Genomic DNA, 17891 nt, shown 5'->3' with positions numbered 1-17891 from the left:
GACCTGTGGCTACCGGCTTGCGTGCAACAGGGATCCCACCTTCGCTCCTCGGGAACCAGGCTCCGCACTTCGCCGCGGGTCGGGCCACGACTGCTCACCGCGGAACCGCCGCAGGTCTCAGACGCCATTCCACTTTCCGAACCTGATCATTTGGTTCGGTATGTGTAGGCGGATCAAGTGCAGCACCGCACATCATTACATTCCATGGAATGTATGTGCTATCTTAAAAACATGATTCCACGGAAACAACCTTCGCCGGTGGAGATCGACGAGGGTGATGCCGTACCGGACCTGGCGGGCCTGTTCGACGAACTCATCCGCTTCGAGATCGAGCTGTGGAACGCGGTGGACACGCGCCTGCGCGCCGACTGCGACCTGCCGCTCAGCAGGTTCGAGCCCATGCGGGTCATCACGCGGCGCGCCCCGTGCCGGGTGCAGGACATCGCCGAGGAGATGTCGATCACCGTCGGCGGAGTCAGCAAGCTCGTGGACCGTATCGAGGCGGCCGGGCACTGTCGTCGCCGGCCCAATCCCGACGACAAACGCTCCTCGGTGATCGAGCCCACACCCGCCGGCAGGCGGCTGCTCGCCGCCGCCGTCACGTCGTTCGAGGACGAGCTGCGCATCCGGCTCGGCTCGGCCGTCGACGCCACTTCCCTGCGGCAGTTCAGCGCCACCCTGACCCGGCTTCGATCAGCCGGACACCGCGCCGATTCCACCGAATGACAGCTGCGCATCGCGTTGGCCGTCGCAGTCATCGGCGACATGCCTCTTTCAGCAACCGCTTCCAGAAGGAGCCGAATTCATGACAAGCCGTCGTACCGTACTCCGCAAGAGCGCCGCCGTGGCTTTTGGTGCCACCGCTCTCGGCGCCGTCGCCTCCGCGGATCCCGCGGAGGCTCAGACAATGCGGCAGTCCCCGTCGTCGAATTCACCTCGACGCGACCGATTCGAGGCGCAGCAGCATGCCGAGATCGTGGGAGTACTGAAGAGCTATGAAAGGGCTCTGGCTGCCAGTGATGTGACGGGCGTGGTGCGGCTGTACACCGACGATGCAGTGCTGCTGCCTCCGGGAGCTCCGACCGCGGTCGGTATCGACGCCGTACGGGCGACGTACACGGGCATATTTCAAGCGCTCCGCCTCGACCTCACCTTCGAGGTCGCCGAGGTGAACATCGTGTCTTCCGAGTGGGCGTTCCTGCGAAGCGCCTCCACCGGCACCGTCACCACGCTCGCCGATGGCGCGCAGCTCGCGAGCAGCAACCACGAGTTGTTCGTGCTGCACAGGATTCACGGCTGTTGGAAGCTCGCCCGCTACGGCTTCTCGTCGGTCCTGCCGACGGCCTAGCAGGCGGCGGCCCCGCCGGCGTCCGACGACGTCCGGCCGTGGGCTTCGGCTTCTTCGCCACTCAACGCGGCGGCTTGACCGGGCGCCGCTCAAGGAAGGAATGATCGCCATGAGCAAGGGTGAAACCAAGAGGATTCGCGTCGGCATCATCGGCGCCAATCCGGATCGCGGATGGGCGGCGCAGGCGCATATCCCCGCGTTGAAGACGCTCTCGGACGATTTCGAGATCACGGCGCTGTCCACCAGCCGACGTGAATCCGCCGAGGCCGCCGGCAAGCTCTTCGGTGTGCCTCTCGCCTTCGACAATCACCAGGACCTCGTCACCAGCGACGCCGTGGACGTCGTCGCCGTCACCGTGAAAGTGCCCCATCACCTCGAACTGGCGAGCGCGGCGCTAGGCGCGGGCAAGGCCGTGTACTGCGAATGGCCCCTCGGCAACGGCTTGGAAGAGGCGGAGACGCTGGCCGCACTCGCGAGGAAGCAGGGCGTCCTCGCCGTGGCGGGTCTGCAGGCCCGTTCCGCGCCGGCGGTTGCGTACGTCCGTGATCTGATCGAGCAGGGGTACGTCGGTGAGGTGCTCTCCACGACGCTGATCGGTTCGGGAATGGGCTGGGGACCGACGGTGGAACCCCACAACGCATATCTCGCCGACAAGAAGAACGGCGCGACGATGCTGTCGATCGCGGTCGGCCACGCGGCGGATGCGCTGTGCCACTGCCTCGGCGAGGTCCAAGAGCTCTCGGCCACCACCACCGTGCGGCGAAAGACCGTCACGATCGATGAAACGGGCGAGCACAGGCCCATGACCGCGGCCGACCAAGTGAGTGCCACCGGACTACTCGACGGCGGGGCCGCGTTCTCGATCCACTATCGCGGCGGCTTCTCGCGCGGCACGAACCTTCTCTGGGAGATCAACGGCACCGAAGGTGATCTGCAGGTCACCGCCGACGGCGGCCAGATGCAGATCTTCGACCTGACCGTACGCGGCGGCAGGGGCGCGCAGTCCTCGCTTGAGGTCCTACCCGTGCCGGAGCAGTACCGGTGGTCTCCGCCGCAGGGCCCGGGCCCTTCCACCAACGTCGCGCAGTCGTACGCACGGTTCGCCCAGGACTATCGGGAGGGAACGCATGTGTGCCCCACGTTCGAGGACGCGGTCACGCGCCACCGCATGCTGAACGCGATCGAAACGGCCGCGGCAACCGGTCAGCGTCAAACGCTCGGCTGACCCGGAGAGGCCGATGACGCCCATGATTCGAAATACCAGGTCGTGTACGCGCAGCCTCCCGCCGATGGCTCGTTGCCGGATCGGGCAGGCCGCAGGCGGTGTAGGCGTGTCGGTGGGCGGCTGCGGCGGGACAGGGATCGCCGGTGAGGTGTACAGCTGTCCGTCGCCCGGGCCGCCTCGATGAAGTGGGCGGGCTGATGGCGAGGGTCATCGTGCGGCTCATCGCACGACTGACGCCCCCTGACCTGAGTCGGAGATTCGTCGCCGGTTGGGCATGAGAGGTCATTTCCATCCCCGACGCACCGTTACCCACGGTTCCCTGCGGTGCGAGGGCGCGGGACTGATGGGGTGCCGCCGATGCGGTCGAACCTTGAGAGCGGAGCACGGTGACGGCTGGGGTTGGGATATGGCCTGCGTCTACCTCATTCCAAGGCACCCTGTTCCGCGCCGTGCTCCCGGGGGCTGGTGCGCGCCGGGCGCGCCGACCTCCGGGCGGCACGCCCGGCATGAGCGAACGACGCCCGAATCCGAGTGACTGTCCGATGCCCGCAGGGAGTTGGTCGAGCCGGCGCCGACCGCCTGCGATCACGGCCGCCATGCATGCACATCGGCACTCGACAGCCTCCCGTCGCCGAAACCCGGAGGATGGTCCGTACCAGGACATTGACAGGAACTCGCCACGGCGGTTCACTTCCCCGGGTAGCCACGGCATTCATTCGGCCCTTGAAACGTGACACTCGCGGCGCGTTGACACCCTCGCCTACGCCCCCGAATCTGGCGGCTCCCTGCACAACCTCGCCATCCACCTGGCCGACCTCGGCCGGTACCACGAGGCCGTGACGATCAGCGAACAAGCCGTCCAGCAGTACCGGAAGCTCGCCGCAACCGATCCCACCTACCAAAGCCACCTGGCCGGCTCAGAGGCCAACCTTCGCTCCTACCGGCGACACCGACTCTGGAACCGCATCGCTCGACCCCGCCGTGTCCGCAGCTGAAGGCCCCTGCCGGCGGACACACCCTAGTTAAGAAGACCTTTGAGCCTCGTCCAGCTTCGAACCCGCAGGTCATCGGGGGCTGCTGTGAGTCAGCGATCTCGTGCTTGTACTGGGCGCGGGCGGTTGTCTGCTCCCGAGGTCGTCTGTCAGCGTGCGACTTCGGTGTTGGTCAGCACGAGCAGCGCCCGCAGCAGCGTGGTGGCGTAACGGGCCGACAGTCGAAGCTTGGTGATGATGCGCCAGACACCTCACGTGCGCGAACGCGTGCTCGCAGACCGCGCGCACAGACGCGATCAGCTTGTTCCAGCGGGGCGCGGTGCGGCTGCACATCCGCCTCCGTGTGCTCCGGCACCTTGCTCCGCATCGCATCGCCCACCTGCACGCCACCGAGATCCTCGACTCCCGCGCCCGCCCCACCCTCGCCGTCACCCTGGAAACCGCCGACGGCCTGACGGTGCGGGCCGGGGTCCCCTCCGGTGCCTCCACCGGAACCCGCGAGGCCGTCGAATGCGCTACGGCGGCCAGGGCGTCGCGCAGGCAGCCGTTCACGTCAACGGCGAGATCGCCGACGCGCTGAGCGGCCGTTCCTACTCCTCGTTCACCGAAGTCGACGCCACCCTCATCCAGTTGGACGGAACCGACACCAAGTCGCGGCTCGGAGCCAACGCGATCATCGGCGTCTCGCTGGCCGCCACCGCCGCTCCGGCACTGCCCTACGGCCTCACCCGCTGAGCGCCCCGGCCGCGTGACGGCCGGCAGGACCAGGGCAAACACCCGGACCACGGCGACCACCCGGCGCCGCGCGGGCTGAGGACCGGATCATCCGTCCGATTCCGCGATCTTGGCCCTGATCTTCGGATCGCCGGCCAGCGCCGACGGCAGGGCGGTGCGGGAGTCGAGCTGCGCGGTGAGCAACTGGGCAACCGTCACATGCGTGGTGTTGCTGGAGGTCCAGCCTGCCGCCTTGCCGTTCACCGTCTTCTTGGCGATGGTACGCAGATCCGCCCCTCGCAGATCCGCGCCCTTGAGATCGGCTCCGGTGAGGTCGACGCCGCGCAGGTCCGCGTTCTGCAGATTCGCGGCGGTCAGCCTCGCGCCCCTGAGAGAGGCGTCCACCAGGCTCGCCTCGCCGAGCCGGGCCCCGTCGAGTCGCGTGCCGATCAGGTCGGCTCCGTCCAGCCAGTCCTCTCGCAGGTCCGCGTCGTTCAGGGCCGCTTTGCTGAGGTCCACCCCGACCAGATACGCCTCGCGCAGATTCGATCCGGGGAGGTTGGCGCTGCTGAGATGCGCGCCGCTCAGGTTGGAGTCCGGCAGGTTCGCGGCGTCCACTCCGGTGAGGTCCTCTTCGATGCTCCCCTCGCGGCTGGCGCTGCGTACGGCGATGTGCGGCAGATAGGCGTCGCGCAGATCCACCTCGGAGCTGCCGTCGTGGGCGGGATTACGGCGTGCGAGGACCTCGAAGGCGGCCTGGACATCGGCTTCGGGCCGTCCGGCGTATCCCGCGCTCTCCTTCCCGGCGGACAAGGAGTGGGCGCGGATGTAGGCGGACAGGACGTCCACGATGGATGCCTGGTCGCGGGACGAGTCCTTCATGATGCGCTGCAGGGCGTAGATGCCGCCCAGACGCACGTCGGCGGAGGAGTTGCCCAGGTTGTCGATGGCGGCCGTGTAGCGGTCGGTGACCTGTCCTTCCCTGGTCGTAGCCGTTTCGTTGTGATTCAGCAGCACGCTGATCAGTACGGCCGCGATGGCGGCGATGGCCGTCAGCGTGCTGCCGATCGCCGTGCCGAGCACTTCGATGTGACGCGTCCAGTCCCGCGCCACCCCAGTCTGGTCGCCGGCGTGTGAGTCCGGTGTCGACGGCCGTGTGGCATCCGTATCGTCCGGGCGCCGCACTGCATCGCCGGGGTCAGACGGAGTTGGCGTCTGCGGGTCACCGGCCCCCGTCCGTTGCTGTCCCGTCGTGGCACGAACTGCCGCTCGGCGTTGGGCAATACGGCGAAGCTGCTGTGCTGATCTCCTGCCCTGGGAAGCGCTCGTCGCCATGACGTCATTTGATCCGACCAGCGCGGTCATCCGGGGAGTCTTTACAGGTCCCGCACGGCCTCTTGCACCACGTGAGCGGCGATCTTTGCCGTGCCATGCCTCAGAAACGGCGGTCAACGGCAGCAGCCGCGCCAGCCGTACGTCCCGGAGTACTCTGCAGCCACAGCACGCGTACGACAACCGGCGTCCCGACAGCGACATCTGCCATGCGGAACAGCCGACCCCCGTCGAGAGTGGGCGCGAACGACAAGCCGGTGTGCCGCGGCCCAGACCCTGGACACCCCACTGAGCCTCCGTCAACCTGAATGCACAGGTCAAGGGCGGGTCTGGTGCAATTACGGTTGCCAAGGCAGCCCTGAAGCGTCGGCACTCACTCTCGTGCGCCGCCATTGCGGCTCGCCCGCACCAAAGCCACCAACTGCCTCGACCGGTCCGCACCGATCCGAAGCTCCTTACGCAGCGACTCAGCCGAGACCGGACGCTGGTGCCGATCCTGGTGCTGGGCATCGACCTGCCGGGCACGCTCCAACAGGGGATCCCCAAGAATTCGATCACCGACCCCGTCGACCTCGGCTCCTTCTCCGAGACGATGCTCCGCATCCATCTGCACAGCCGGCCGGTGCGCCAACAACTCCACCGACAACAACAGCGCAACCGGCGGCCAACCCGCCACCAGCACCGGCTTCCACGCCAGCGCCGGCGCCGCCGCAATATTCGCGGCCAGAGACACCACGATCCCCAACAGAAAAGCCAGCCACACCACATACCGTCCCCGGCGGCCGCCATTCGATGACGGTTTCAGCAAGCCGACCGTCGCCAGCAGCAACAACCCATCCACCGACAACGGCCACAAGGACGCGCTCACCCCATCCGCACCACCCTGCAGCGCGAACTCCCGCTGATGCACGTACGACGCATACGCCGCCACCCCCGCAACCACCAACGCACAACCCCGCCGCAACCAGGAGTCAAGATCAGACAGCCCACCCCCCGCCGCCCGGCGCGGCTCCTGGCTCGCGGCGGACTCCACACCCGAGGCGTTCATCGCACCCTCGCACCCCACACCGCAGGTCGGAACCGCCCCTCCACCACAAGCCGCCCCACAAGAAACCGCTGGTCAGCCCCGCAACCATCTGCGAATAGTCCCCCCGGGGGCACCAGTCACACTCTGTATTTTCGCAGGTCAGGGCCAGCAATGGTCCTACCTGCGAAACTACCTATGGTTCACACACAATCGGTCGCGCAGGGCGATCACACGCGCCCACGACATGCCCTCACACGTCATTGCCGCAGGTGAGAAGCACCGTCACGATGGTCCGAATCGTGCTGGGCGACTGTCACAGGTTCGAACCATAGGGGGACTTCCAATAACAAGCACTTCCGTCACGCTCTGCCATACGAGCTGTTCAGGGGTGCGCTCCTTCCTGACGGCTGGGTGACGGCGGTCCCCCGTCGCCACCCACGCGGCCGCAAAGGGACAGGGTTCGCGGCGACGCGCACCAAGTGCACTCCGATACGCGCGAATCGGCGATCCAGAACGGCCTGATGCATCTGCCGCCGGCCCAGGCCGTCGTCGAGCGGCTGGTATACGCACTCAAGCCCGGCGGCCGCCTGTTGACAGAGGCCTGCGGCCTGTCGGGACCGCCGCTGCTCCTGACCGCCGCCCGCCCCGAGACCGCTGGCCTGGTGGTGAAGGTATGGCGCGCCGCGCAGGCGGTGCTCTCCGCCATCGGGGCGGACCCCGACCGCCGTGTGTGCGCCGCCTCCGGGTGTCGACGGCATCGTTCATTCCCCGTCGTTCGATCCCAGATCTCGACGTTGTCGATCTCGAAGGTCATGACGGTGTGACCTTCATGAGAGACACGTTGAAGGACCTCCCGTTCAGTGCGAGACCACGTTCCCGCTTGTACTGCCTTCCGATCTGCTTGCTCCGCTTCGCGCCCGTGGCCCACACGCGGACCGTGTGCCCCTCGCCTTCTCCCTCCACCCTGGAGAAGTTGTTCAGGCTGTACTCGACCTGGTGGGCCGAGGTGTCGATGGAGCCGGAACACGCGGACCAACTCATGCCCTTCACGGCCTGGCTCAGGGAAATCGACGCCGGGGTGTCCGCGCGGGAGTACCACGCGGCGCTCGCCACCTACCGAGGACTCGGACAGCTGCTCACCGACCTGCTCTTCGCCACCTACGACGTCAATCCGGCCGACGAGTTCGCCCGAATGACCAAGTTCGTGCGACGCCCGGTCAGCGATCACACGACGAACGTCGGTCCCCCTCACTTGGTGCGGCGGTCGACGCGAACGCGGTCCAGAAACCCCGCTCGGGAGATGCACCACTGCACCCGGCAAGAGCCGGGGTGAACACTCCGGTTACCGCGAGGGCCTGAGCAGATTTCATCGTGTCTCCGTTTCGAATTGCAGCACGCAGCCTGCCGCCGGACAACACCCGCTGTCTCCGTCCACGACGACCACTCGCCACCGGATGTTTCGTACGACGATCCCAACCCGGCGCGCGGAAGAGTCGACAGCGTGTATCCGCTCGCGGACATCGCCGCCGCGCGCCGGGCGTTCGAGCACGGCGGCATCGCGGGCAAGCATGTGGTGGCGGTGTCCGCGTAGCGCGTCCGGGGCCGGGTCGGCGAGCGGGGCCTCGGTCAGTGGACGGAGTCGTGGAGGCCGAAGCCGACCGTGGCGTTCGTAGGGGGTACGACGTCTCTCGGGGCATTGCGGGCATTCGCGCTGCGGACCTGGCGGGGCAGGGTGGCCCCGTCGGCGAGCCAGCCCAGACCACAGAAGCCGATGCTGAGTAGGTGGACCAGTCCTCGGCCGGTCCGGCCGAGGTAGAAGTGGTGGCCGCCGAACAGGCCGAGGAAGAACCACCAGAGGTAGGCGACTCCGACCGACTTCGGAGCGCTCAGCCCGGCGCCTTGGCGCGACGCCGGCGCCACGGCGGGTGGGACCGGCGCCGACGGCTCGGCCGCGGTCTCCGCCACCAGGTGGCGCAGTGCCTCCGCCCGGACGGCCGGAGGCACACGCGCGGGTACGGGGATGGCGGGGGCCGCACTCGCGGGTACGGGGACGAACGGAGGCACACTCGCGTCTGCGAGGACGGTGGGGACCGCACTCGCAGACGCGGGGGCGGCGAGGGCCGGGCCGGAGACCGGTGTGCCCTCGATGGACAGCCTCGGCAGGATCCGGTCCAGCCAGCCGGGCAGCCACCAGCTCGCCGGGCCCAGCAGGTGCATCAGCGCGGGGACCAGGACGGTCCGCAGGACGAACGCGTCGATCGCGACGGCTGCGGCCAGTCCCACGCCGTACTCAGCGATGACCCGCTGGCCGGCGAAGACGAAGGCGGTGAAGACACAGATCATGATCAGGGCGGCGGCGTTGATCAGCCGGCCGGTCTCGGCCTGACCGATCCGGATCACGCGGTGGTTGTCACGGGTGTGCTCCCACTCCTCGTGCATACGGCTGACCAGGAAGACCTGGTAGTCCATGGAGAGTCCGAAGAGGATCGCGAGCATGATCAGGGGCAGTTCGGCCTCGACCGGCCCGGCCTTGCCCAGGCCCAGGAGTTCCGAGCCCCATCCCCACTGGAACACGGCCACGACGACCCCGAAGGACGCGGCCGAGGCGAGCAAGTTCATCACGGCGGCGGTCAGCGGCACCAGGATGCTGCGGAACGCGATCATGAGCAGCAGACAGCCGAGTCCGACGATCACCGCGAGGAACAGTGACAGCTTGCCGGTCACTATGTCGGCCAGGTCGGCGGATGCCGCCGTCGGGCCGCCCACGTGGACGGTCAGACCGGTCCCGCGTTCCGCGGCCGGAATGACGTCCTCGCGCAGGTGGGTGACCAGCGTGCTGGTCGCCTTGTCCTGGGGTGCGCTGGTCGGAACCACGTCGATCACGGACAGCCCGCCTGTCGCGCCGCCCGGCCCGACGGCCACCGCCGCCACGCCCGGCGTCTGCCGTACAGCGTGGACCAGGGCCTTCAGGGCGGGACCGTCGCCGGGCGAACCCTGTTGCGCCACGAGTACCAACGGCCCGTTGGAACCAGGCCCGAAGCCCTCGGCGAGCAGATCGTAGGCGGCTCTGGTGGTGCTGGCCTTCGGGTCGTTCCCGGCGTCGGAGGCGCCCAGGCGCAGGGAGAGCGTGGGCAGCGACAGGGCAGCGACGACCAGGACCGCGCCCAGGGCGTACAGCGTCTTGTGGCGTTCGACCCGCTCGGCCCAGCGGCCCCGGCCGTGGGCGTGGAAGGCGTGCGAGACGGGGGAGGTGTGCGAGGCGAGGGCGCGTCGCTGGCGCCGGTTCAGCAACTTGGTGCCGAAGACGCCGAGCAGGGCCGGCACCAGGGTCACCGCCGCGGCCACGGTGAACAGGACGGCGGTGGCGGCGCTGACGCCCATGCCGGTCAGGGGGCCGATGCCCAGCACGAGCAGGCCGAGCAGCGCGGCCACCACGGTGAGGCCGGCGAAGACCACCGCCCGCCCGGAGGTGTTGAGCGCGCGGACCGCCGCCTCCTCGGGCGGCAGTCCCGCTTGCAGGCCGGTCCGGTGGCGGCTGACGATGAACAACGCGTAGTCGATGCCGACACCGAGCCCGATCAGGGCCGCCACCGTGGGGGCGATGCTGCCCAGGGTCATCAGGTGCGAGGTCAGTCCGACGGTGATCAGCCCGGCGCCGAGTGCGGCGATCGCGACGAGCAGGGGAACGAACATGCTCAGGAGCGAGCCGAAGGCGACGAACAGGATGATGCCGGCGGCGGCGATGCCGATCGCCTCGGTGCTCTGGGTGGTGCCCTCGGCCGCGCTGCTGACGGCCTGGCCGCCGAGTTCCACCTGGAGGTCCGCGTCACGGGCGGCTTGGGCGGTGTCGACGACCCGGGTGATGTCGGCGACCGGTATCCGGTCGGCCGTCGCGTCGAAGGTCACCGTCGCGTAGGCGGTGGTGCCGTCCTTGCTGATCTGCGGTGCTCCGGCGGGGCCGTACATACTGGTCACCGAAGCGACCGAAGGCAGCTTCGCGACCTTGGCCAGCATCGGGGTGACCTTGTCCCGCACGGCGGCGTCCCGGACCGAGCCGTCGCGTACGTGCACCACGATCTGGTCGCTGTCCCCGGCCTGCTGGGGAGCGGCGGACTGGAGCAGCGCCTGTGCCTTGGCGGACTCGGCCCCGGGCAGGCTGAACTCGTTGGAGTAGCTGGTTCCGAGCATCGCGTACGGCACGGCGAGCGCGACCAGCATCGCGGCCCAGATCCCCACAACTACAAGGCGGTGGCGGAAGCACCATCTGGCCAGTGCGGACATGACTGAACAACCTTCTTCTCTACGGGAGACGAGACGGAACGGGACCGCTCACGCGACGGGCGAGGCATGAGGGGTGCGGGGTGCGGGGCGAGCCGGTCCGGAGGCAAGCGGCCGACGTCAGTCGGCCGGGGTCAGGCGGCGGATTCAGGCCGCCGGGGACGCGGGCGTGGCGGGGATCGGCTTGCCGAGCATGGCGCACACCGCGGCGTTCACCAGGGCCTGGTTGGCGGCGCCGGGCTTCGGCGAGGCCAGACCGAAGATCGTGGAGGTGAGGACCGAGGCGGTACGCCGGCCGGTGGCGTCGGTATAGGCCTCGCTGGAGTAGCCGGGGACCTGGCCGTTGTGGCCCCAGACGGTGCCGCAGGGGGTGACGACCTTCTCCAGGCCGAGCCCGTACCGGCGGTTCGGGAACTCGGACTCCTCGGCGACGGTGGTCTTCATCTCCTTCAGCTGGGCGGTCGGCAGAAGCTTGCCGGACAGCAGCGCGCTGTCGAAGCGGGCCCAGTCCTGCGCGGTGGAGACCATGCCGCCGGCGGCCCACTCCGTGCTGGCGTTGATGAAAGTGGTGTCGACGTATCCCGCGGGCCGGGCCGGGCCGGCGAACGCGGTCCCGGCGGGCGTGCCCGGAGGGAGCAGCGGGCCAAGGCGAGTGGCGTTGGGCTCGTAACCGTGGGCGAGTACGGGGCTCTTCTCGGTGCCGGCGTCGGCGTCCTTGCCCGTACCCGTGTCGGTGTCGGCGCCGGTGACCAGGTAGGTGTTCTTCAGGTGGAGCGGACCGGCGATCCGCTGCTGGATCAGGTCGCCGAGGGTGTGTCCGGTCGTCTTCTCGGCGACGAGGCCGAGCGCGACGTAGTTGGTGTTGCTGTAGGCGTAGTCCGTGCCGGGTGCGAACAGCGGGTCGTGCCGGACGCCGGCGGCGATTAGCTCCTGGGGCGTCCAGACGCTGGTGTCCTGGCCTGTGAACGCCTTGAGCACGTCGGGGTCGTTGGTGTAGTTGAACAGACCGCTGGTGTGGTTGAGCAGCATGCGTACGGTGATCGCGGACCCGTTGGGAACCAGGCCGGGCAGCCACGCGTCGACCGGGTCGCTCAGCTTGAGCCGGTGTTCGGCGACCAGTTGCAGGACCACGGTGGCAACCATCGTCTTGGTGTTGGAGCCCATCCGGAACTTGTCCTCCGCGGCAAGGGTGTGGTCGGCCTTGCTCCAGGGGGCCTGCCGGGCGATCTCGATCGGCCGTCCGTGACCGTCGTCGACCCGGACGATCACCCCGGGGGCTCCGGCGTCCACGTCCTGCTGGGCCAGCTCGGCCAGTCGGGCCTGCTGGGACACGTCCGCACCGACGGGTGCGGACGGCTGCTTGGCCGCCGCCCCGCTGCAGGCACCGAGGGTGCCGGTCAAGGCCGCGGCCACGAAAAGTGTCAGGCCTGCCTGGCGGCGGTGGCGCGGGGACGACGCGAATGCGGTCATGAGGGGCCTCCTGAACGAGAGGACACCGGCCTCGGATCGTCCGACGCCGGCGCACGGATGCAGGCCACTGCTCGGCGGCGGTGCTGCCGTCGATGCCTGCCTGCCCTTCCAGCCTCGCCGGGCCGGGGCAACGGAACACGGGGGCTGAGCCCCCAGGGGGGTGGAGAAAACCCCACTGTGCGGCCCCCGGCCACCCGGTCATGATCGAGGCGATCGAGGTACGTCACCGGTGGTCACGGACCACACCGGCCGCACGGACCGGTGGCGACCGGGAGGCCGGTCGCCCCGACACCGATGCACGATGATGGAGCGTGATGACCGATTCCAGCGCGAGCCGCTGTCCCGGCGGCGCCCCGCCCTCCAGGGCACGCCCGGTGCCCGGCGGCCATGGCCCGCGCCACGGTTCCGCGCCGCCCTCCGGGTTGGCCGTGCGGGTGAGCCTGCTGGGTTGGTCGCTGGTGCTGCTGCTCGGCACGGTCCTGGGTACCGGCCTGGCCACGCTCTGGATCACCTCGGTGTCGGTCGTCGCGCTCGGGGTCGGCATCCCGCTGACCCTGCTCGCGACCGTCTTGGTCCGCTGGTACGCCGGACTGCACCGCCACTGGGCCGCCGACCGGCTCGGCGAACCGATGCCCCGGCCCTACCTGCCGCCCCCGGACGCCGGTTGGCCGACGCGGCTGTGGGCACTCCTGCGCGACCCGGCGACCTGGCGGGACTGGGCCTGGCTGGTGGTCAACTCGATCACCGGCTGGTTCACCTGCGGGCTGTCGTTCGTCCTCTTCCTCGGCGGCGTCTTCTACCTGATCTATCCGCTCCTCTACCAGCTGACCCCGCCCCAGGTGTTCCGCACCCCCCTGGGCAACGGCTTCCGCCTGCACAGCGTCCAGGAGTCGTTCGTGATGGTCCCACTCGGTCCTGTGCTCCTCCTGGTCTGGTACACCACCGCCGTGCGCCTGGCCAACCTCAACGCCCTGGTGATCCGCTCCCTGCTCGGCCCGACCGAGCAGGCGCGACTACGGGCCCGTGTCCAGCAGTTGGCGACCTCGCGGGCCGACACCGTCGACACCCAGGCCGGTGAACTGCGTCGGATCGAACGGGATCTGCACGACGGCGCGCAGGCCCGTCTGGTGTCGCTGGGTATGAGCCTGGGCCTGGCCGAGCAGATGCTGCCCAACGATCCGCAGGCCGTCCAGCGGATGCTGGCCGAGGCCCGGGAGGCGACCACCGACGCCTTGGCCGAACTGCGCGACCTGGTACGCGGTATCCATCCGCCGGTCCTGGCGGACCGTGGCCTGGACGGCGCGCTGAGGGCCCTGGCCCTGGTCAACCCCATTCCGACCACGGTGGTGACCCGCCTGCCCGGGCGGCTGCCCACACCCGTCGAGTCCGCGGCCTACTTCGCCGTCACCGAGGCCCTGTCGAACGCCATCAAGCACGCCCGGCCCCAGCACATCCGCATCGAGGTGGAGTTCACAACCCACCCAGGCGGCAGCACGGGGGAACTGACGATGCGGGTGTCCGACGACGGTTGCGGGGGCGCCGCCATCGGTGCCGGCACCGGCCTGCACGGCATCGCCCGCCGCCTGGCCGCCTTCGACGGCACCCTGACCGTCGACAGCCCGCCCGGCGGACCCACCGAGATAAGGATGTCGTTGCCGTGCGCATCGTCGTAGCGGAGGATCTCGCCCTGCTCCGCGAGGGCCTGATCAGGATCTTCCAGGCCAACGGCTTCGAGGTCGTGGAGGCCGTTGACAACGGCCCCTCGCTGATCCGGGCACTGACAGCCCACCGACCCGACGTCGCCATCATCGACGTACGCCTGCCCCCGACCTTCACCGACGAGGGCCTGCGGGCCGCGATCGACGCGCGCAGGCAGCTCCCCGGGCTGCCCGTCGTGGTGCTCTCGCAGTACGTCGAGCAGCTCTACGCCAGGGAGTTGATGTCGGACCGCGCCGGGGCCGTGGGCTATCTGCTGAAGGACCGGGTCATGGCCGTCGACCAGTTCGTCGACCACGTCCGCCAGGTCGCCTCAGGCAGTACGATCATGGACCCCGACGTGGTCGCCGCCCTGCTGACCCACCGCTCGGCCGACCTTCACCTGCTGGCGCTGACCCCACGTGAGCACGAGGTCCTCTCACTGATGGCCCAGGGCCGCTCCAACGCCGCGATCGCCGCCCGGATGTTCGTCAGCGAGAAGACCGTCAGCAAGCACAGCTACAACATCTTCACCAAACTCGGCCTCGAACCGTCCGAGGACGACAACCGCCGGGTCCTGGCCGTCCTCGCGTACTTGGAAGGCTGAGCCCACCACAGCCGCTGAGCGGTCGTGTCCGGGGGCCGTAGCTGTAGCCGTAGCGGTACACCTCACCTTGAGGCGTTCGGGTCAGCTCGCCCCGCCCTGGCCAGCGCTGCCCGTAGGGCCGACCTCGACGACGGAGCCGCAGCCGTCGATGACGGGCAGGCTGGCGGCGCCCGGCCATTCGAGGGAGACCGACTTCGTTTCGTCCGGCGGCGTCACCACCAGTCCGGTGATCTTGACGCCGGAGTCGCCCGAGTCGTTGACCGGGTAGTTGATACCGAAGGACACCGACTCGCCGTCCTTGAGCGTCGTCGGGCCGGCCTCCTGACCACCGCGCTCGGCGGACAGATCCCCCTCGCTGGTCTTCAGGTCCACGCCCGCGTATCCGGACGGGGAACAGTCCTGGCCGCCGCCGTTCTTGAACGTGACCGCGACCGAATCCTCAGGGCCGCCGTCAATGGTGCTGTCCGTCGCGGTGACCTCCAACTCGTCGGTGCGGCACTTGCCGACCCCGGCGTCCGCACCGGAACCACCCCCCGAGGTCGCGTCCTCCCCCGCCAAGGCCTTCCCAACCGGCCTCCCCGCGTACCTCTCCCCTTCTTCTTGCCGCGCCCCTCCCCTGTTGCCGTCCGGCCCAGGAAACGCGGCCCACCCGAATACGGGCCCAAATACGGTGTCCCCCGCCCGTCGGCCGTTTGGGACGCCGTTTCCAGCAGCCGATCGGCAGGATCTGCACGATCGGCACCGTTTCGCGATCACCGGCCGCCGGGACACACCCGTGACCCAGCGGATCTTGACCACGACCCCCGACACCGACGAACACGGCGTCGCTCCCACTCGCGCGGCGCGGCGCCCGGCCAGGGCCGAGTCGAGGGCGAGGAGGTCATCCTCGGCCGACCAGTTGTGTGGCTTCGCGACAACGTCGGATCCTGCCGATCAGAGGTCGCCGTCCGCCCCAGCCACGCCGCCAGAACCGTCCTCGTGCCCCAGCGGAACAAGGATCGCCACGTCCATAGCGCGATGCCGCTCCGTCTGTGCGCCGCGAGGCGGCCCATACCTGAATCGCCTCCGGGCTACCCACCCATCGCCCCTCACCCAGCACCAACCGGAACCCGCCATCGCCTTTTGGCTACTGCAACTCTTGGCCGCGGGCCCTGCGAAAAACCCCTCCAAACAGGTGCAATTAGAGGTTGCCGAGGCAGCCCTGAAGCGTCGGCACTCACTCTCGTACGCCGCCATTGCGGCTCGCCCGCACCAAAGCCACCAACTGCCTCGACCGGTCCGCACCGATCCTCAGCTCCTTCCGCAGCGACTCGGCCGACACCGGACGCTGATGCAGATCCCGATGCCGAGCATCGACCTGCCAGGCACGCCCCAACAACGGATCCTCAGAGGCTCGATCACCGCCTCCGTCAACCTCGGCGCCTTCTCCGACGCGATGCTCCGAATCCACCTGTGCAGCCGGCCGGTGCGCCAACAACTCCACCGACAGCAACAGCGCGACCGGCGGCCACCCCGCCACCAGCACCGGCTTCCACGCCAGCGCAGGCGCCGCCGCGATATTGGCCGCCAGGGAAACCGCGATCCCCAACAGAAAAGCCGCCCACACCGCATACCGCGCCCGGCGCCCACCCCGCCCCGACGGCTTCAGCATGCCAACCGTCGCCAGCAGCAACAAACCGTCCACCGACAGCGGCCACAAGGACGCGCTCACCTCATCCGCACCACCTTGCAGGGCGAACTCCCGCTGATGCACATACGACGCATACGCCGCCACCCCAGCAACCACCAACGCACAACCCCGCCGCAACCACGCATCAAGATCAGACGGACCACTCTCTGCCACCCGGCGCGGCTCTCGGCCCGGGACAAACTCGGCACCCGAAGCGTTCATCGCACCCCCGCACCCAACACCGCAGGACGGAACCGCCCTTCCACCACGAGCCGCCCCACAAGAACCAGCTGGTCAGCCCCGCAACCATCTGTGAATAGTCCCCCAGGGGGCACTCCGGGAAAAGCTCCTGACCTGCAGAAATACAGGTCGGGAGTTTTTGCGTTCACGTCAAAACGCACACGGTCTTTTGACCGTTTCTCTTTCCGAGCGATACACCGACTTCCGCGCTCTCCATCTGACGCGTTTCCGCAGTTCAAAGGCCATTCGCCAAAGGCCGGTTGGCGATACACGTCACCAAATACCGACCGTGCCGCACACCTCGGGGGCCGGCGCGCCTTTCACGCGAAAATGCCATGTGACCTGCCTGAATGTACCGAAGGCCACACAGAAACACACACGGTCTGGTGGGTCGTTGCCGTTTCCGCCTGAATGCCCGCTGCTGCGTTCCCGCTCCGCGTGCACCATCGAACGTACGACTGCTGTTCGAGGGCCACTGGTCGGACTACAGGCCGCGGAGACATCCGGTGATGTGGGCAAGGGACGCCAGCAGCGCGACTGCCCGATCTGCCTGCCGGGACGGCCCCCTCACTCCACCCAAGACGCTGAACAACCGGCCGTTGCAGCAGAGTTGACGGATCGCTAGAGTCGATCTGCCCACCACTCACAGGAGGCTCCTTGACTTCGCCGCTTCATACGTGGACACAGCCGAACGGCTGTTCCGGGGCGACCTAAGCCCCTCCGCGTACCGCTGGTGACCACTTGACCCAGGTCAAGTGCGTCCAGATCCAGCGGAGATAGCGAACAAGTCAATGGAGGTGCCGAGTGCCGGCCAACTCGACGCAGCAGCTCGCCTGTACGCACCCCGGGCGTGATGTTGCGATCGTCAGTCTCTGTGCTGTTGTGGTTTCTCTCGTCGCGGTCATCGTGGTGATGGCCTTCCACGGCAACCCCCTCGCGACCTTCGGCGCGAGCGGCAGCGCCTTCGCTGCCGCTTTCAGCGGAGGCATGGGCGTACTTTCCCATCTCAAGCGCACCGCATAGTCACCCAGGAGGGGCGGCCAAAACCGGCTGCCCCTCAGTGGGCTTCCCCAGTCCCCGCTCCACACGGCCGCGTCCGAGATCTCCAGGACCTCCCTTCAGGGAGAAGTAACTGGCAGCCCACGGTTTGTGCCTGCGGTATCCAACCCGTCCAGTTCTCCGTACGGCACCCCGTCCAGGATCGACTGCCCTCGGATCGCATCACGGACAGTGACATTCGGGGACAGGGCCCGGCGCGGCCGACGGCGGACAGGCTGACGCAGGTGGTGGTGCG

Annotated in this window: 14 protein-coding genes and 1 pseudogene; 9 read left to right on the top strand and 6 right to left on the bottom strand. The window is 68.6% G+C overall.

The annotated features are described in order from the left end of the window. Positions 1-258 precede the first annotated feature (258 nt). The 4 genes and pseudogenes from OH768_RS53325 to OH768_RS53310 form a co-directional block, all read left to right on the top strand. Positions 259-726, top strand: coding sequence for a MarR family winged helix-turn-helix transcriptional regulator (locus OH768_RS53325; protein WP_406464885.1), 468 nt, complete (start codon positions 259-261; stop codon positions 724-726). A 79-nt stretch (positions 727-805) separates the two neighbouring features. Continuing rightward, entirely contained in the window at positions 806-1348 is a 543-nt protein-coding gene (locus tag OH768_RS53320; protein ID WP_406464884.1) for a nuclear transport factor 2 family protein, read from the top strand. Between the two features lie 109 nt (positions 1349-1457). Further along, positions 1458-2573 (top strand): Gfo/Idh/MocA family protein, encoded by a 1116-nt coding sequence (locus tag OH768_RS53315; RefSeq protein ID WP_406464883.1) that lies wholly within the window; start codon positions 1458-1460, stop codon positions 2571-2573. A 1335-nt stretch (positions 2574-3908) separates the two neighbouring features. Next, positions 3909-4288: pseudogene (locus tag OH768_RS53310) on the top strand (phosphopyruvate hydratase); the annotation flags it as partial. Positions 4289-4387: 99 nt separating this feature from the next. Here OH768_RS53310 and OH768_RS53305 read toward each other — a convergent pair. Together OH768_RS53305 and OH768_RS53300 are read right to left on the bottom strand one after the other, a co-directional pair. Continuing rightward, a complete protein-coding gene (locus tag OH768_RS53305; protein WP_406464882.1) occupies positions 4388-5392 on the bottom strand; it encodes a pentapeptide repeat-containing protein in 1005 nt (334 codons plus the stop codon). A gap of 592 nt (positions 5393-5984) precedes the next feature. After that, complete coding sequence (locus OH768_RS53300; protein ID WP_406464880.1) at positions 5985-6542, bottom strand: DUF2637 domain-containing protein; 558 nt, start codon at positions 6540-6542, stop codon at positions 5985-5987. A gap of 575 nt (positions 6543-7117) precedes the next feature. On the opposite strand from OH768_RS53300, the gene OH768_RS53295 reads away from it, so the two are divergent. Further along, positions 7118-7462: a hypothetical protein gene (locus tag OH768_RS53295; RefSeq protein WP_406464878.1), complete on the top strand. Its 345-nt coding sequence runs from the start codon at positions 7118-7120 to the stop codon at positions 7460-7462. A gap of 95 nt (positions 7463-7557) precedes the next feature. Then, positions 7558-7971: a hypothetical protein gene (locus OH768_RS53290; RefSeq protein WP_406464877.1), complete on the top strand. Its 414-nt coding sequence runs from the start codon at positions 7558-7560 to the stop codon at positions 7969-7971. Between the two features lie 293 nt (positions 7972-8264). On the opposite strand, the gene OH768_RS53285 is transcribed toward OH768_RS53290, so the two are convergent. Together OH768_RS53285 and OH768_RS53280 are read right to left on the bottom strand one after the other, a co-directional pair. Further along, complete coding sequence (locus tag OH768_RS53285; protein WP_406464875.1) at positions 8265-10919, bottom strand: MMPL family transporter; 2655 nt, start codon at positions 10917-10919, stop codon at positions 8265-8267. 144 nt (positions 10920-11063) lie between these two features. Continuing rightward, complete coding sequence (locus OH768_RS53280; RefSeq protein WP_406464873.1) at positions 11064-12386, bottom strand: serine hydrolase domain-containing protein; 1323 nt, start codon at positions 12384-12386, stop codon at positions 11064-11066. Between the two features lie 314 nt (positions 12387-12700). Between OH768_RS53280 and OH768_RS53275 the strand changes: the two genes are divergently transcribed. Together OH768_RS53275 and OH768_RS53270 are read left to right on the top strand one after the other, a co-directional pair. Beyond that, positions 12701-14059 (top strand): sensor histidine kinase, encoded by a 1359-nt coding sequence (locus OH768_RS53275; protein WP_406464871.1) that lies wholly within the window; start codon positions 12701-12703, stop codon positions 14057-14059. Then, positions 14044-14688: a LuxR C-terminal-related transcriptional regulator gene (locus OH768_RS53270; protein WP_406464869.1), complete on the top strand. Its 645-nt coding sequence runs from the start codon at positions 14044-14046 to the stop codon at positions 14686-14688. Before OH768_RS53275 ends, OH768_RS53270 begins: the two co-directional genes overlap by 16 nt. Before the next feature lie 81 nt (positions 14689-14769). On the opposite strand, the gene OH768_RS53265 is transcribed toward OH768_RS53270, so the two are convergent. Both OH768_RS53265 and OH768_RS53260 read right to left on the bottom strand, forming a co-directional pair. Next, positions 14770-15246 (bottom strand): DUF4232 domain-containing protein, encoded by a 477-nt coding sequence (locus OH768_RS53265; protein ID WP_406464868.1) that lies wholly within the window; start codon positions 15244-15246, stop codon positions 14770-14772. Positions 15247-15904: 658 nt separating this feature from the next. Beyond that, a complete protein-coding gene (locus tag OH768_RS53260) occupies positions 15905-16579 on the bottom strand; it encodes a DUF2637 domain-containing protein (protein ID WP_406464866.1) in 675 nt (224 codons plus the stop codon). 822 nt (positions 16580-17401) lie between these two features. Between OH768_RS53260 and OH768_RS53255 the strand changes: the two genes are divergently transcribed. Then, positions 17402-17620, top strand: a complete 219-nt coding sequence (locus OH768_RS53255; protein ID WP_390157079.1) for a hypothetical protein — start codon at positions 17402-17404, stop codon at positions 17618-17620. Positions 17621-17891: the final 271 nt, after the last annotated feature.

The organism is Streptomyces sp. NBC_01622 (assembly GCF_045209635.1).
Taxonomy (GTDB): Bacteria; Actinomycetota; Actinomycetes; order Streptomycetales; family Streptomycetaceae; genus Streptomyces.
The sequence above is the reverse complement of the archived record's forward strand: the minus strand, read 5'-3'. Positions and strand labels throughout refer to the sequence as shown.